General features: G+C 45.1%; 11 protein-coding genes, 2 tRNA genes and 3 rRNA genes. 12 read left to right on the top strand and 4 right to left on the bottom strand.

All coding sequences use genetic code 11. From position 1 onward, the window contains the following. Positions 1 to 15: 15 nt before the first annotated feature. The gene (locus tag V7O67_RS00490; protein WP_406670493.1) at positions 16 to 885 is read right to left on the bottom strand and encodes a PstS family phosphate ABC transporter substrate-binding protein; all 870 of its coding nucleotides are present in this window, start codon (positions 883 to 885) and stop codon (positions 16 to 18) included. 214 nt (positions 886 to 1,099) lie between these two features. On the opposite strand from V7O67_RS00490, the gene V7O67_RS00485 reads away from it, so the two are divergent. Both V7O67_RS00485 and V7O67_RS00480 read left to right on the top strand, forming a co-directional pair. Beyond that, the gene (locus tag V7O67_RS00485) at positions 1,100 to 2,461 is read left to right on the top strand and encodes a dihydroorotase (RefSeq protein WP_342303968.1); all 1,362 of its coding nucleotides are present in this window, start codon (positions 1,100 to 1,102) and stop codon (positions 2,459 to 2,461) included. A gap of 83 nt (positions 2,462 to 2,544) precedes the next feature. Then, positions 2,545 to 3,450: an ATPase domain-containing protein gene (locus V7O67_RS00480; RefSeq protein ID WP_342303969.1), complete on the top strand. Its 906-nt coding sequence runs from the start codon at positions 2,545 to 2,547 to the stop codon at positions 3,448 to 3,450. Here V7O67_RS00480 and V7O67_RS00475 read toward each other — a convergent pair. From V7O67_RS00475 to V7O67_RS00465, 3 genes are all read right to left on the bottom strand, one after another. Beyond that, complete coding sequence (locus tag V7O67_RS00475) at positions 3,433 to 4,128, bottom strand: DUF1614 domain-containing protein (protein WP_342303970.1); 696 nt, start codon at positions 4,126 to 4,128, stop codon at positions 3,433 to 3,435. The genes V7O67_RS00480 and V7O67_RS00475 overlap by 18 nt on opposite strands. A 73-nt stretch (positions 4,129 to 4,201) precedes the next feature. Further along, positions 4,202 to 4,738 carry a KH domain-containing protein gene (locus V7O67_RS00470; RefSeq protein WP_342303971.1) on the bottom strand — a complete coding sequence of 179 codons (537 nt, stop codon included), beginning with the start codon at positions 4,736 to 4,738 and terminating at the stop codon, positions 4,202 to 4,204. A 42-nt stretch (positions 4,739 to 4,780) separates the two neighbouring features. After that, on the bottom strand, positions 4,781 to 5,566 hold the full coding sequence (locus V7O67_RS00465; RefSeq protein WP_342303972.1) for a serine protein kinase RIO: 786 nt from the start codon (positions 5,564 to 5,566) through the stop codon (positions 4,781 to 4,783). Positions 5,567 to 6,223: 657 nt separating this feature from the next. Here V7O67_RS00465 and V7O67_RS00460 point away from each other — a divergent pair. The 10 genes from V7O67_RS00460 to V7O67_RS00415 all read left to right on the top strand — a co-directional run bounded on the left by V7O67_RS00460 (position 6,224) and on the right by V7O67_RS00415 (position 16,759). Further along, positions 6,224 to 6,418, top strand: coding sequence for a hypothetical protein (locus V7O67_RS00460; protein WP_406670489.1), 195 nt, complete (start codon positions 6,224 to 6,226; stop codon positions 6,416 to 6,418). A gap of 121 nt (positions 6,419 to 6,539) precedes the next feature. Next, a 16S ribosomal RNA gene (locus tag V7O67_RS00455) occupies positions 6,540 to 8,014 on the top strand. Positions 8,015 to 8,110: 96 nt separating this feature from the next. Next, positions 8,111 to 8,183: transfer RNA gene (locus V7O67_RS00450), tRNA-Ala, on the top strand. Between the two features lie 125 nt (positions 8,184 to 8,308). Beyond that, positions 8,309 to 11,236, top strand: a 23S ribosomal RNA gene (locus tag V7O67_RS00445). 99 nt (positions 11,237 to 11,335) lie between these two features. Continuing rightward, a tRNA-Cys gene (locus V7O67_RS00440) sits at positions 11,336 to 11,407 on the top strand. Positions 11,408 to 11,438: 31 nt separating this feature from the next. Further along, a 5S ribosomal RNA gene (gene rrf, locus V7O67_RS00435) occupies positions 11,439 to 11,560 on the top strand. Together the 16S, 23S and 5S rRNA genes with 2 tRNA genes alongside form the textbook arrangement of a ribosomal RNA operon. Positions 11,561 to 11,837: 277 nt before the next feature. After that, the gene (tgtA, locus tag V7O67_RS00430; protein ID WP_406670487.1) at positions 11,838 to 13,307 is read left to right on the top strand and encodes a tRNA guanosine(15) transglycosylase TgtA; all 1,470 of its coding nucleotides are present in this window, start codon (positions 11,838 to 11,840) and stop codon (positions 13,305 to 13,307) included. Between the two features lie 164 nt (positions 13,308 to 13,471). Beyond that, on the top strand, positions 13,472 to 14,416 hold the full coding sequence (locus tag V7O67_RS00425; RefSeq protein ID WP_406655670.1) for a UbiA prenyltransferase family protein: 945 nt from the start codon (positions 13,472 to 13,474) through the stop codon (positions 14,414 to 14,416). A 38-nt stretch (positions 14,417 to 14,454) separates the two neighbouring features. Continuing rightward, positions 14,455 to 15,612, top strand: a complete 1,158-nt coding sequence (locus V7O67_RS00420) for an NAD(P)/FAD-dependent oxidoreductase (protein WP_406655669.1) — start codon at positions 14,455 to 14,457, stop codon at positions 15,610 to 15,612. 1 nt (position 15,613) lies between these two features. Next, positions 15,614 to 16,759 (top strand): radical SAM protein, encoded by a 1,146-nt coding sequence (locus tag V7O67_RS00415; RefSeq protein WP_406655668.1) that lies wholly within the window; start codon positions 15,614 to 15,616, stop codon positions 16,757 to 16,759. The last annotated feature ends 20 nt before the right edge of the window (positions 16,760 to 16,779 follow it).

Here is a 16,779-nt window from a genome sequence, read left to right as displayed (position 1 = left end):
CCTTTTAGGAATCACTTAAGCTACGGGGAAATATCCCACTTCTGAGACTATTGCCTGTCCTGTTGGGCTCATTACAAAGTCGATATATTCCTTTGTAAGACCTTCAGGTTCACCGTTAGTGTAGTACTGAAGTGGCCTTGCGAGTGGATAGTCGCCGCTGATGATGTTCTCTTCGGTAGCTTCTACGAATCCTTCTCCAGAATCAAGTGAAATTGCCTTTGTACTTTCATCGAGATATGCAAATCCGATGTAACCGATTGCACCTTCATTCTGAGATACTTCCTGTACGATGGCACCGGTGCTTGGCTGGGTGAGAGCATCCTGGCGGTAAGCTTCGTCCTCAAGGATCTCTTCTTTGAAGTATTCGTAGGTCCCTGAACTGCTGTCACGACTCATGACTGCTATCTTACGGTCATCTCCGCCAACATCTGCCCAGTTGCTGATGCTTCCGTCGTAGATTCCCTTAAGCTGGTCGTAGGTGAGTTCATTTACGGGATTTTCCGGGTTGACTATGACTGCAATACCGTCGATTGCAATTTCATGTCTGAGAGGTGTTACACCGTTTGCTTCTGCTTCCTCTACTTCGGATTCTTTCATAAGTCTTGAAGTCATTGCGATCTCTACTTCATCGTCAATAAGTGCTGCAACACCTACTCCTGATCCTCCACCGATGATGGTTACACTTGTTTCAGGATTTTCAATCATGAAATCTTCGGCTTCTGCCTGGGACAGAGGGAGTACTGTGTCAGAACCTTTTACTATGATTGCTTCTGAGTCTGTGGTCCCTTCCTTATCTACACAACCGATGCCTATGAAGACAGTTGCAATAATTAACAGTACAGCAGAACATATTGTTATGTTCTTCAATAATTTTCCTGATATCATATCTGATTCACCATTTTTAGAGGTTTATTAATTGTCAGTGAATCATAACAAAATCGATACATAAGGGTTATGTCTGTACAATATATATTCGTACGGAATATGCCATTGTGTATTGTTTCTATGTATTCATATCGTTTCTATATATATTGTGTATTATGTGTTTCATTTACTCTTGTCATAAAAGGCATATACTTATACTGAAATATAGGACACTATGCCTGATATTCTGATAAAGAACACAAAAGTTTTCTTTAATAATTATCTTCAGCCGGCCGAAGTCCTGATAGAGGATGGCAAGATCATTCAAATATCTAAAAAAATAGATGCCCAGAGATTGAACCAAACAATTGATGCAAAAGGTTCATTGACATTACCTGCGGGGATAGATGTCCATGTTCATTTCAGGGATCCTGGACTGACTGAAAAAGAAGACTGGTACACTGGTTCGTGTTCGGCAGCAGCAGGTGGAATCACAACGGTTATCGATCATCCAAACACTATTCCTCCGACCATCGACAGAAAATCTTTCAAGGAAAAACTGAAGATTGCAAATCGAAATTCTGTTGTGGATTTCGGGATTTATGGGGGAGTTACGGGCAACATTGAAAAACTTCCTGAGCTTTGGAAGCTTGGGGCAAGTGCCTTTGGGGAGATATTTATGGCCGAATCCACAGGTGCTTTGAATATAGATGAGAAATGTCTTGATGAAGCACTGGCTGTACTTAAGCAGCTTGATGCACTTGCGTGTATTCATGCTGAGGATGATAAGATAAGGCTTGAATGTGAGGCTTTCCTGAAAAATGACATGTCGCCCGCTTCTCACTCAAGGGCGCGCCCTAATCACTGCGAGGCATTTGCTGTTGAAAAAGCTATACAGTTGATTAAGAAAAATGATGCTAAGGCACATTTTTGTCATATAAGTGCTCTTGAATCAATTGGACTTTTGCGCAAGGAGCGATATTTGGCTACTAAAAGTGGTATATCTCCAACTATTACAAGTGAAGCTGCGCCACATCACTTGTTCCTTTCAACTAAGGATTGGGAAAGACTAGGTTCTTTTGGCAGGATGAATCCTCCTCTCAGGGATCGCAGGAGCGTCAAGATGCTTCTAAACTCACTTAATGATGGCAATATAGATATAGTGGCCTCTGACCACGCGCCGCACACAGAAGCTGAAAAGGATGTGGATATCAAGAGTGCTCCTTCTGGTGTTCCGGGTGTTGAAACATTAATACCTCTGATGCTTGTTGCGGTTAAAAGGAACCTTATTCCTCTTGGGCGCATGATAGATGTGACCAGCAGGAACCCTGCAAGGATATTCGGCCTTGATCGGTATTCTAAGGGCGTTTTTGCCGAAGGTAGTGATGCTGATATTATAATAGTTGACCCGGGGAATGTCACTGAAATAAAGGGTGATGATCTTCATAGTAAAGCTGGATGGACGCCCTATGAAGGCATGGATGGTATTTTCCCGGAATTCACGATAGCACGGGGCGAAGTGGTATGGGATGGGGAGTTAATGGCATCAAGAGGGCGCGGAAATTTCCTTCCAGGTGAAGGTTTTGTTTCAGATTGACGTGTTCATAATATTTTATGTATGTCCACATTACCATAACACTTTAAATATATAATGGCGTATTATGTGCATATGGTGGTGTGATGAAAACCAAATTCCCAATTCATACTACATTGAGCGCCGATGCAATAAAAGTTCTCGAAAGATATGAGAAAGAACTTGGCGCAAAAAATGTAGTGCTGGAAAAAGCACTTCTTAATCTTGATTCTACACGTTTCAAAGCAAAGCTTGATACTCAGAATATCGATCGTTTGATCAAAAGAGTGACTACTGGTGTTCCTGGAATGGATGATTTTCTAGAGGGAGGCTTTCCGAAAGGATTTTCTGTAGTTGTGACTGGTCCTCCGGGTACTGGTAAGACTACTCTATCCATGCAGTATTTAATGGAAGGCGCCAAAAACGGTGAAAGGTGTATTTTCTTTTCATTCGAAGAAAGGGCACAACAGCTTGTCCAACATTTTGCACGATTTGGGTGGGATGTTGGCAAGTATATTGATGATGGTTATCTTGAGATATTCGGGATATCTATGCTTACTTCTGAAGAAATGATGGAAATACTGGATTCGCATAAACCTGATCGTGTAGTCTTTGATTCTATGAATGTCCTTACTGCGCCCAGTGATTTTAGAACTTCTACTTCATGGCGTGGTCTTCACAGATTGCTGAAAAAGAATATGACAACTGCGATTCTTGTGACTGAAAAGTCTCATGGGATTGAAACAAAACAATATGACGATTTTGATTTCCTGGGTGATGGCGTTATCTTTCTCGATTTCATTCAAACAAATGATATTGACACGACTCCTATGCCTGTAATGGCAGTTCAGAAAATGAGGGCCACTCGTGTGGATCATACTCCTCAGCCATTCCGCTTTACAAACAATGGCATAGCTAAATACAGAGCTCTTAATATTCCTTCAAAAGTCTTACAGGATAGGATTGAAAAGCGTCGGGCAGAGAGGCTGGGCATGTCAATGGATGAAATATGATATCAAACTGGCAATTATTGTTGTGATGTATATGGGTTTGAAAGCCCCGACTCCTCCAATACTTATAAAAGCACTACCTGTTTTTTCCTTATTGAATGTCACAACTGATATCACATTGCCAATAATTATGCCTCCTACTCCTGCAATGAAGGTTATTGATGCTGCATTTTCCGGTGCAACGATTAGTGCAAATGGGAGTGCTATTATCCCGATGTAGTCGGGTATTATTGTTCCAACTCCGCCCATTAGTTCTGATAGCAGGATAACTGAAACCACTACAATTAGCATAATTTCAAGAGCTGTGTTGTTAGGTTGCGTTAGCAATAGGTAAATTGATGCAAGGGCTGGTACAATTGCTCCTCCCACATTTATGGTTAGTTTTGTATCAAAAACTCTCTGTTTTCCAATGCTTAGTTCTTTTACTACTGGGACAGAGTAGATATCTTCAAGAATAGGTGCGTATTTGAAAAGCTGCTCTGGTTTTTTAGAGCGTATTGTTGTTATTGGTATCTCTATTACAGATCCAATGATCATTGTGGAAATAAGTATAATAAGTGGTGCAGGGCCGATAGTTCCGAGGGATAGCTGCCCTTTGTAGCAAAGTGCTGCTGTAGGGAGTAATATTAGCATGAACGCTGCATAGGTTCTTATTTCGGAACTATTGGTATATCCTCTCATCTGTCCACCTCTAATAAATTACGACCCAGAAGTATTAATATTTTTGGTGAGATATACTACTGTGGCATATCTCTTAGTAATAGTCAAGCTGGGACTGAATCAAATCCTGTCTCTTTTTCTCGAGGTAGCTGTATACGCTTCCATGGTTTGCTCCTTCTATGAGCATTTCAATGGATGTTCTTGCAATTTGGTTCTGTTCAGGTGTTCCGATCACACTTACGGTCTTTCCATAGACTGACATCTTTATGCCTATCAGTCTCTCAGTTATTTCCCTTGTCTTTCCGCCTTTTCCTATTATCCTTCCTTTAAGGCGAAGCAGGTCCTTTTGTGTATGTGCCTGTTTTGAAATGTCAATTACTTCGAGCATTAACATGTCATCATCGAACATTGTAAATGTCTTGTCCGGATTGAAGCCTCTGGCAATGGCGTTAACTACATCTGCAGCTTTCATTGCGCCAACTGGGTCATCTCCAGGGATGATCTCTACAGCTCCGCTTTCACTGTCTATTTCCAGTTTAGCTGTTGATTTGCTTTCTATTATCTGTTTGACGCGGCCTTTTGGCCCAATTATGGCGCCAACTCTCTCTTTAGGAACTTTAATATGTGTCATCTAAATCTACCTTTGATAATTATAAATCCATAATTCGTATCTTTATTCTTTGTTCCTGATTGATGAATATAATTGCTGTGAATCTTCATCAATGCCGTATTTTTTGAAGTAACGTATGATGTTCTCTATATCTCTTAGCAGGAATTCCCTTGAACGGGGGTGTTCACTAGTTACCGATTGTCCCATGTCTATGAATACAGGTTCGCCTGTTTCAGGAATTATTAAAATGTTATATTCGCTTAGATCTCCATGTACAAGATTTGCTTCGTTGTATAGAAGGTCTATGTAATTTACAATTGTATCATATACTGTTCTTGCCATTTCTTTTTCAAGACGGACATCTTTTAGCTGAGGGTATGGCTTTTCATCTTCTCCCATAAATTCCATTACCAGTATATTACGTTCAGCCACAATGGGTTCGGGGACTCGAATACCTGCTTCCTTTGCACGTATAAGGTTTCTTTGCTCTTTTTTTGTCCATGCAAAAATAATATCACGTTTGGAATGTCTCACGTTCCTGAAACGTGGGTCTCCTAAAATGTAGTCTTCCATTGAGTTGAACGTGCTTGATGATATTCTATATATCTTAATTGCGATGTCTTTGTCTTCTCCCTCTGCAAGGAAGACATTTGCCTCTTTTCCGGTGCTTATGGGACCTCCCATGGCTCGGAGTATTCCTTTATTGGATAGTGTGTAAAGAGTTTTCAGGGTGGGATCGTCAAATACATTGTCTGTTACTTTGAGCGTATCTGTGTCCTTGCGCTTTATGCGTAGTTTATCGACTTCTGTGTCTATACGCTTCACTTTCTTGGTTACTTCTTTTTTCATGTTTCCTGTCTATCCTTCCAGGTATTCTTTAAGATCCCTAGATTTTACCTGTGAGTGGATATAATATAACATCGTTCTTCTCATTCTAGGATGTCCTGATGGCCAGTTAATCATCTGTCGTATCTGCATTACTGTTCTTCTTTTTCTATTGCAGGCAGACACCTTGTTCTTCATATATGATTTAGAGTACTGCTATGTCACTTATATTGTTAAAGTTTGCGTATCTCTGCTTGTGTTTTGGTTTATATTTTCAAATCAGGGAGTTAGTTGTTTAAATAAAAACGAAATGTAACTATTCAGCCTGATAAAAACGCTATCAATAACAATCTTGACAAAAAGTTGAAACGTAAATTTCATTAGGATCATTTATTTTGATTGTTGCTATTGATTGCTTTTTTGATTGTTAGATTGTTAGTGAGCAGACATCTCTATTTCGATGAAATCAGTACCAATAGGCAAATCGTGCCAGGCTGAATAGTTACAACGAAATTAATTAAATACGTTATGTTTATATCATATGGTGTGCATCTATGAAATCCCTCCGATGCGGGTGGATGCTTGCCTAGGTAAGTTGTCTATTCAGTTGGTGTGAATTTGTATCTACCGCAAATCCCATATAAGATTAAAATATAATGTTATAATCCGAGTGGGTAGTGGATGGGTGACTTATTCGTCAAAGGTTCCTTCTTTGCTTTCGAATCTCTTGATTCGGAAGGTATATATACGATTGCGTCTTTTAGGGGTCCTCGCGAAATGCGAGAAACACTTACAATCACCGCCTTATTATGTGGAGGCAGGAGTTATTTCCTGTCTGACGTTGGATTTGGCAGTTCGGTTAATTCTGACCGGTAGTGTATTATATACTACAATAAGGAATTAACCAAACTATGTGCATAGGAAATTCTCTAATAGAATTCTCCAATCGATTCCTTAAAATGACTTCCAAAACATTAAACTTTGTGTGTGATCAACAATTCTGGTTGATCCTGCCAGAGGTTACTGCTATCGGTGTGCGATTAAGCCATGCGAGTCAAATGTTCTTCGTGAACATGGCGTACTGCTCAGTAACACGTGGATAACCTGCCCTAAGGTCCGGCATAACCCCGGGAAACTGGGGATAATTCCGGATAAATCATAGATACTGGAATGTTCTGTGGTTAAAAGCTCCGGTGCCTTAGGATGGATCTGCGGCCTATCAGGTAGTAGTGGGTGTAATGTACCTACTAGCCGACGACGGGTACGGGTTGTGAGAGCAAGAGCCCGGAGATGGATTCTGAGACATGAATCCAGGCCCTACGGGGCGCAGCAGGCGCGAAATCTTTACAATGCGGGAAACCGCGATAAGGGGACACCGAGTGCCAGCATATTATGTTGGCTGTCCATATGTATAAATAACATGTGATAGCAAGGGCCGGGCAAGACCGGTGCCAGCCGCCGCGGTAACACCGGCGGCCCGAGTGGTAATCACTATTATTGGGTCTAAAGGGTCCGTAGCCGGTTTGATCAGTCTTCCGGGAAATCTGACAGCTTAACTGTTAGGCTTCTGGGGGATACTGTCAGACTTGGAACCGGGAGAGGTAAGAGGTACTACAGGGGTAGGAGTGAAATCTTGTAATCCTTGTGGGACCACCAGTGGCGAAGGCGTCTTACCAGAACGGGTTCGACGGTGAGGGACGAAAGCTGGGGGCACGAACCGGATTAGATACCCGGGTAGTCCCAGCCGTAAACGATGCTCGCTAGGTGTCTGGGATGGTGCGACCGTTTCAGGTGCCGCAGGGAAGCCGTGAAGCGAGCCACCTGGGAAGTACGGCCGCAAGGCTGAAACTTAAAGGAATTGGCGGGGGAGCACTACAACGGGTGGAGCCTGCGGTTTAATTGGACTCAACGCCGGAAAACTCACCTGGGGCGACAGCAATATGTAGGTCAGGCTGAAGGTCTTACCTGAATCGCTGAGAGGAGGTGCATGGCCGTCGTCAGTTCGTACTGTGAAGCATCCTGTTAAGTCAGGCAACGAGCGAGACCCGTGCCCACTGTTGCCAGCATATCCTTCGGGATGATGGGTACTCTGTGGGGACCGCCGCTGCTAAAGCGGAGGAAGGTGCGGGCTACGGTAGGTCAGTATGCCCCGAATCTCCAGGGCTACACGCGGGCTACAATGACCGGGACAATGGGCTCCTACCCCGAAAGGGGTTGGTAATCTCATAAACCCGGCCTTAGTTCGGATCGAGGGCTGCAACTCGCCCTCGTGAAGCTGGAATCCGTAGTAATCGCGTTTCAATATAGCGCGGTGAATACGTCCCTGCTCCTTGCACACACCGCCCGTCAAACCACCCGAGTGAGGTATGGGTGAGGGCACGGATTTTGTGCCGTGTTCGAACCTAAATTTCGCAAGGGGGGTTAAGTCGTAACAAGGTAGCCGTAGGGGAATCTGCGGCTGGATCACCTCCTAAGCAAGATAGGCACAAAGTCTATCACCACTAACCGGTCAGAAATCGAATAACTGTCAAATCCAATCAAACAAGCATCAAGAATCGGGACGCTCAAGGGCTTGTAGATCAGTTGGAAGATCGTCGCCTTTGCAAGGCGAAGGCCCTGGGTTCGAATCCCAGCAAGTCCATTTAAGTGCACCAGGCAAGTAATTTTGCCCGGGAAGGATGAAGTGTTCAACAACCCCATGTTGAACATAATGAGATCATGTATAAGCATGCATATATCAGACGCTCACTGGATAAAGTGAGGTGGACTCTGGTAATTATGCTTTCAGGTGGATGGCTCGGCTCAAGGGCTGATGAGGGACGTGCCAAGCTGCGATAAGCTCAGGGTAGGTGCATGGAACCGATGAACCTGAGATTTCCTAATGGGTCTTCCTAATGCGTTTTGCGCATTGATCAGTAATGATCGGGAACGCCCCGAACTGAAACATCTTAGTAGGGGCAGGAAAAGAAATCGAAGAGATGCCGTTAGTAATGGCGAATGAACACGGTAAAGTTCAAACTGAATCCCACTGGTAACATGTGGGAGATGTGGTGTTATAGGCTTTTCCTAAAGATCCCACTTGATTATAATCAAACTTTTCTGGAACGTTAGACCAAAGAGTGTGAAAGTCACGTAGGTATTAATCAAAGGATCTGGGATGTAGCCTGAGTAGCGTGGGTCGGAATTCTCGCGCGAATTTGGGAGGCACCAACTTCCAAAACTAAATACTTCTTGAGACCGATAGCGAACTAGTAGGGTGACCGAAAACTGAAAAGTACCCCAAAAAGGGAGGTTAAAAGTGCCTGAAACCTGGAAGCGATGGAGCGATATGGCATGAAAGGATCTTTGACACGAAGGAAACAGTCGCGAGGCTGCAGTACGAGTGTCATTGCCGATGTCATATCTTACGTTTTGAAGAACGGGCCAGGGAGTGTATCAAAATGGCGATGGCTAACTTTTTACTTAGGAAGCCGAAGCGAAAGCAACATGCTCGCAACCGCAAGGTGAGGAGCGGCGTATACAAGTGCGTGGAGTCATTATGATACGACCCGAAGCCGGGTGATCTAGGCGTGGGCAGGTTGAAGCGTGGCGAAAGCTACGTGGAGGACCGCAAGCGGTATTGATCTGCAAATCATTCGTGTGACCTGCGTCTCGGAGTGAAAGGCTAATCTAACCCGGCATCAGCTGGTTCCTTCCGAAACATGTCGTAGCATGACCTGACTGGAGATAGTCGGTGGGGTAGAGCACTGATTGGAGATCCTGGGGAAGAAATTCCTCACTCTCTTGTCAAACTCCAAAACCACCGTCGTCATAGAAAGTCGGAGTCCGGACTACCGGGGTAAGCTTGTAGTCCGTAAGGGAGACAACCCAGCCCGTGGTTAAGGTCCCCAAGTGTCGACTAAGTGTTAATACTAAAGGGCGTCCTAAGCCCTAGACAGCTGGAAGGTTAGCTTAGAAGCAGCTATCCTTTAAAGAGTGCGTAACAGCCCACCAGTCGAGGTTTAGGGCCCCGAAAATGGACGGGGCTCAAGTCGACCACCGATACCACGGAGCACCGAAAGGTGATCTTGTAGGAAGGCGTTGCGTTCGGGCAGAAGCAGGGCTGTGAAGTCCTGTGGACCGTGCGGAAACGAAAATCCTGGTAATAGTAGCAGCATAGATAGGTGAGAATCCTATCCGCCGAAGGGGCTAGGTTTCCTCGGCAATGATCGTCAGCCGAGGGTTAGTCGGTCCTAAGTTGTACCGTAATCCGAGTACATCAAAAGGGAAACAGGTTAATATTCCTGTACCATCTGACATTAAAACCGACGTTTTTGGGCAGGTTGAGCGGCGTCGTCGCGCCGTCTAAGCACCTAAATCTGTGGAGAGCCGTAATGGCGAGAAGCAGACGAATGTGTTATGGTGAAAATCAACTGCACCCGGGAACCCGTGAAAAGGGAGTCAGATGTCCGTACCGAGAACTGACACAGGTGCCCCTAGCTGAAAAGGCTAAGGCGTGTCGGAATATTTTGGCTAAGGGAATTCGGCAAATTAGCTCCGTAACTTCGGGAGAAGGAGTGCCTGCTGTGAAGACAGCAGGTCGCAGTGACAAGAGAGCTCTAACTGTCTAATATCAACATAGGAGATCGCAAACCTGAAAAGGCTAGTACGATCTCTGAATCCTGCTCAGTGCAGGTACCTGAAAACCCGGTTCAACGGGACGAAGGGCCTGTAAACAGCGGGGGTAACTATGACCCTCTTAAGGTAGCGTAGTACCTTGTCGCTTAATTGGCGACTTGCATGAATGGATCAATGAGAGCTCTACTGTCCCTAGCCAGAGTCCGGTGAAGCTTACTTTCTAGTGCACAGTCTAGAGACCTCTAGGGGGAAGTGAAGACCCCGTAGAGCTTTACTGCAGCCTGTCGTTGGGTTGTGATCTTGGATGTACAGTGTAGGTAGGAGACATCGAAGTCGGTGCGCCAGCATCGATGGAGTCGCCATTGGGACACTACCCTTCTGAGATTACGATCCTAACTCCGCGAGGAGGACCCCGATAGGTAGGCAGTTTGCCTGGGGCGGGACGCCCTTGAAAAGATATCAAGGGCGCACAAAGGTTGACTCAAGTGGGTCGGAAACCCACTGAAGAGTGCAAGAGCATAAGTCAGCCTGACGTTATTCAGCACAGTAGTGGATGACGAGACGAAAGTCGGTTCTAGCGAACTTTTGTGTCCCGCTTGGTGCGGGCCAAAAATGACAGAAAAGTTACCTCGGGGATAATTGAGTTGTTGCCGGCAAGAGCACATATCGACCCGGCAGCTTGCTACTTCGATGTCGGTTCTTTCCATCCTGGCCGTGCAGCAGCGGCCAAGGGTGAGGTTGTTCGCCTATTAAAGGAGATCGTGAGCTGGGTTTAGACCGTCGTGAGACAGGTCGGTTACTATCTACTAGAGGTGTACGTGGTCTGAGGGTAAGCTACCTTTAGTACGAGAGGAACAGGGTAGCGGCGCCTCTGGTGTATCGGTTGTCTGACAAGGCATCGCCGAGCAGCTACGCGCTAAGGAATAAGAGCTGAATGCATCTAAGCTCGAAATCTGACCTGAAAAGAGACTGCATTAAGGGTTCCGATAGAAGATCGGTTTGATAGGGTCGGGATGTAAGCACCAAGGCAACGAGGTGTTCAGTCCGCGGCTACTAACCATCCGTGCCTATCTACCTTACTTTGTCCAGGCGAAATCTGATATGTACATGCAAATTATACAAGATCAAAAGGTAAAGTATTTAACATAATGGTCCCAATAATTTATCGCTCAATACGCCAAGGTGGCGGAGCGGCTACGCAATCGCCTGCAGAGCGATTCCATTCCGGTTCGAATCCGGACCTTGGCTTTACCTATAAAAAAAATTCATCGTAAGTGAGTCTGGCGGCCATAGCGGCAGGGCAATTCCTGTACCCTTTCCGAACACAGAAGATAAGTCTGCCAGCGTTCCATATTGTACTGAAGTACGCGAGTCTTCGGGAACTATGGATCGCTGCCAACTCACTCAACACTAACTACTACTTTCTTTTTTCTAAATTGATTTTAACATTAACTAATCTATTTGTTATTCTGATATTATTGATTCTTACAATCTTTTATTGTTATTTTGATTGTGCATGCATATGGTGATGGGAATCATTGACCCTGATTTAGTCTGGAAACAAATTTCATATATCTCCATTATCTCCATTGGTCAATCTAAAAAAAGCAATTTTAAATTCTGATTTTAAGTTCCTGAAAGGAAGTTACATATATCTTCACTTTTATCTACCCCCTACATGTCATCAAGATTCGATATTATTCATAAGGATGCGGCAGGCCGCATCGGAAGGCTGGCAACTTCGCACGGTGTAGTTGAAACACCAACTGTCATGCCTGTTATCAATCCCAATCTCCAGACTATCAAACCTTCCGAAATGAAGGATTTCGGGGCAGAGATACTCATTACTAATTCATACATTATCTTCCGTAAGGATGAGCTGCGCGAAAAAGCACTCAAAGATGGTTTACATGCTCTTCTCGACTATGACGGCCCGATCATGACCGATTCCGGTTCATTCCAGCTATCAGTTTACGGTGAGGTTGAGGTCACAAACGAGATGATCATTGATTTCCAGAAAAAGATAGGCACCGATATAGGTGTTCCCCTGGATATTCCTACTCCTCCTGATGTGCCCTATGAAAAGGCAAAGGAAGATATGGATATCACAATACAGCGCCTTAAGGAAGCAAAGGAACTTGTAAAAGGTGATATGCTTTTGGCAGGTCCGGTGCAGGGCGCTATTTACAAGGATCTCCGTGAGGAGTGTGCCCGGGAGCTTTCTGAAGTCGGTTTCGATGTCTATCCTTTCGGGGCTGTTGTCCCACTCATGGAGTCCTATCGCTATGCAGACCTGGTGGATGTCATAGCATCTTCCAAGAAAGGACTTGATCCGACTGCTCCGGTGCATCTCTTCGGTGCAGGCCATCCAATGATGTTTGCTTTAGCCGTGGCCCTTGGCTGTGATCTCTTTGACTCGGCAGCCTATGCCCTATATGCTAAAGACAGGCGCTACATCACCTCCAGAGGCACCTACCATGTTGACGATCTGAAATACCTGCCCTGCTCCTGCCCTGTGTGCATGAACCACACGGCTGAGGAATTGAAGAAAGCCCACAACTGCACCGAACTGCTGGCAAGGCACAACCTCTATGTTACCTTCGAAGAGGTACGTGAGGTCAAGCAGGCTATATGGGAGGGCAATCTCCTGGAACTAGTTGAGCAACGATGCCGTTCTCACCCACGCATGCTTGAAGCCCTCAAGCAGATGTACACTTATTCTCCGTGGCTGGAACAGTGTGACCCGTCATCAAAATCCACACTATTCTACTGTGGTCCGGAGTCTGCCAGGCGTCCTGAAGTTCTGCGTTTCAACAAACAGCTTGAAAGACTTACCATAGAAGGTTCTGTGCTCATAAGGGCATACCCGACAAAGAAGGACAGTGACTATGACAATGTCATGATATTCAAACCACCATTCGGCTCTTATCCCCAGGAACTTGCAGAGATATATCCGCTCAATGCAGAGGTTGTGAGAACTCCTGATTATGAATCACTTGAAACTGCCTATCAGAACACCATCAAGCTTGTGGAACTGAACCCTAAGGCAACCTTCACGTTCCTGATGAATGACAGGTTCGATCATCCTCTGGTGGAGAAACTTGCAGAATTTGATAATTTTACAATTGTTCCTCCGAAGAATGAGTGATCTGTATTTTTGAGAATACATCTGAATATCTTTAATTTATGCTGTGGATATTCAGATAGTTTCTATTTTTTCATCTTAAGCACAATCCTATTTTTTAATCCACACTACCCTAATACTAATATACAATACCGAAAATTAGGAGGCTATAACTTACTGGTGATAACGTGGTTTCCACTTCCGAATCAAAAACTAGGAATCCTTATGTCGAGCTTCTCAGGCCTGAGATTGCCGACATGGATCTTGCTCTTCCTGCGGCCAGTGCCCTGCTGGCAGCCTACCTTGCTACAGGGGCTTTCCCTCCGTTGATACCTTTCATAATCGCGATCATCGGTGGTTACGCAGCGATCACGAGTTCTTATGTGTATAATGACTGCTGTGATATGGACATCGATGAGATTAACCTTCCAAATCGTCCACTGGTATCCAACCGGCTTTCGCGGGATCAGGCGCTCAAATATGCGCTTTTCCTGTTCCTGGTTGCAGGTGCGGCTGCGCTTTACCTGAATCCCGAGTCCTTCGTGGTGCTTCTGATAGCTGTCGCAACAATCAGTGTCTATTCGGCCATAGCTAAAAGGGCCACATTCCTGAGTTTTGTGCCTGTAGGTATTGCCTACGGCCTTGTTCCAATAGGTATCTGGCTTGCATTCGACCCCGCCGGTATTCTCAAGGAACCGTCCTATGGTTCAATACTACCACTTTCTGCCATCTTTTTATTTTTGATGATGTGCTTTACCGATTGGGGCTTTACACTCTCAGGAGTTGCCAGGGATGTAGAAGGAGATCGTGCAAGAGGTGCTCCAACATTTCCAGTAACATTCGGTGTCCCTGCGACAGCTAAATTCGTAACCCTCATGTGGATTATAGGAGTAATTGCCTCCATTGCAATCGGAATCACAGCACAGCTTGGCCCGATATTTTTTGCCGGTGCACTGCTTGCAGGTGGGTGGATACTCATACAATCATTCGATTTCATAAAGAACCCGACACCTGATCGTGGGGGAAGATTGTTCCTTCAGGGTTCCAGATACAGGGGTGTCATGTTCGGTTCACTCATAATTGATGTAATACTCCTGGTACTTGTCCCGGCATATTCCGGCATACTCTGGTAAATGATAATAATGAATGACAAATTTGAATGAGGCTCAACATGGACGCGGATATCATTGTAATAGGGGCTTCCCCTGCGGGAGTCATGGCTGCAAGGAATGCGTCAGCCAAAGGTTGCAAGGTCATACTACTCGACAGGAAGGAAGCAGCAGGCGTTCCAACCCACCCGGCAAACACCTTCTTCAAGGGAATGTTTGACCGTACAGGAGAAGAAGTTGACCAGAGCTATATAATCAAGAACCTCAAAGGAGCCTACATAATAACACCCTCTGGAAGGAACGTTATTTTCGAGGGAGAAGCTTACTTCCTTGATCGCAGGAAATTCGATGAATTCTACATAAAACAGGCTGAAGATGCAGGCGCAGACGTTCGCTTCGGAATAGAAGTTCTCAACGTCCTCAGGTCTGAAGGCAGTTTTTTGCTAAGCACCTCAAAGGGAAAGATGAAGTGCAAACTTGTCATAGTCTCGGACGGCATAAACTCAAGAATCAGTGGACTTCTTGGTCTTAAGCCCATAAAATATCCGGATGACATAGCCTGGTCCCTGGAAGCCGAGATCGAAGCTGAAGGTATCGGTGAACCTGATTATTTCGAATACTATGTAGGAAACCATGCCCCTGGCTGGAAATCAACCTATTCTCCCTGCGGTGGCAACAGGGCAACACTCGGTATGTATGTTAGAAGGCACGGAATGGACGTTTCCGACTTCTTCGATGACTGGCTTGAAAGGTTTAAGAAAATTAAGGGACTCGATGATGTGAAGATCATCAGCAAATCTACAGGTGGTGATCCAATAGCTGCCATTCCGGGTGATATTGTTGCAGATGGTGTAATGATAGTAGGTGGTTCCGCCGCACAGTCAGGCATAGGATATGGTATGCATGCAGGGCAAATGTGCGGTGATGTCGCGGCCGATGCCATTAAAAAAGGTGACACTTCAAAGGGCTTTTTATCAGAATACAGGAAGCGCTGGAATGAAGCTTACAGGACAGAATATTATCTTGGAAGATTTGCACTTGAGACTCTCAGGAAGATGTCTGATATGGAAATCAACGAAATGATGAAAGTTTTTGAAGGTGAGGATCTCAAGGTACTCGGTGGAAGTCCTTTTAATCAGGCAATCCAGATATCAAAGATGATATTGAAAAATAACCCATCTTCAATATTCTCATACAGGGCTATCTTCAGGAACAAATGAGATGAAGAACAAATACTACTTTTACAGGAACCCTCTTTTCAAAGTCTACGCACAGATAGAAAATGATCGGGTCAGGATGAAGACTTCTGGTCTTGCTTCCCCTTTCATGGGTTCTTTTGTTTCTGAGATGATGGAGATATTCGAGGGTACAAAACCATCCAAAGTAGATGGTGACCGGCTTATATACTCCACCTGGATGCCTCCCATACCCAGCAAAGCATTCGACAGGCTTGTCTCAAGCCAGATGAGTGCAATGAGGGGCAAATACGTCCCGGAACAGATCACGATATCTATCACTGAAGAGTGTCCGAACAAGTGCCTACACTGTGCCCTGCCGGATACTAAGAACAAGGCAAGGCTCAGCCCGGATGTTGTCAGGAGAATCATTGACCAGACCCAGGATCTGGGTACGACCCTGGTTATCTTCGATGGGGGAGAACCCTTGCTCTATGATGGTCTTGAGGATCTCATAAGTTATGTCGATCAGGCACGTACAATTCCCGGTCTGTTTACATCCGGTGTGGGCCTGACTTCAGAGCGTGCATTGAGTCTGAAGAATGCAGGTCTTTCCATGCTCAGTATAAGCCTTGACAGTGCAAATGAAGCAGGTCATGACTTCATGCGTGGAAGACCCGGAGTTTTCAAAGAAGCAGTCAACGCCATAAAAAATGGTCTGGAAGCCGGGCTCCTGGTTGGTATTTATGTAGTCCTTTCACCCAGGAATATCGATGAACTCGATGACTTCTACGAGCTCGCAAAAGAATTAGGTGTACACGAACTTTCCTTTTACGAGATAGTTCCCACAGGCAGGTGGCAGGGTCATGAAAAAGAAGTTCTTTCCCCGGAAGATTTGAAAAAGTTCGATGATTTTGTGGAGCGAACTTCCCATGCCGAAGGACCACGAGTGTTCCCCATACCTCAGATAATCAGGAAGATGGGCTGCTTTGCAGGCAGAAAGTGGCTTCACGTAACCCCCGAAGGTGACGTGCTCCCATGTGCATGCATGCCGAAACCATACGGTAACATCCATGAGGAGTCCCTGGGTTCTGTCTGGAAGAAGATATACAAAGACCCTGTTTTCAATTCCGGTCCGTGTCTTATGCGTGACAGTGAGTTTAGAAAAGTCCATTTAGGACTCGAAAAATAATTTATTATAAAACAGTTGAA

The sequence above is a fragment of the Methanolobus sp. ZRKC4 genome, assembly GCF_045291305.1.
In the GTDB taxonomy this organism is placed as follows: domain Archaea; phylum Halobacteriota; class Methanosarcinia; order Methanosarcinales; family Methanosarcinaceae; genus Methanolobus.
Note: the sequence above shows the minus strand (reverse complement) of the source record. Positions and strands in the feature narration are given on the sequence as shown.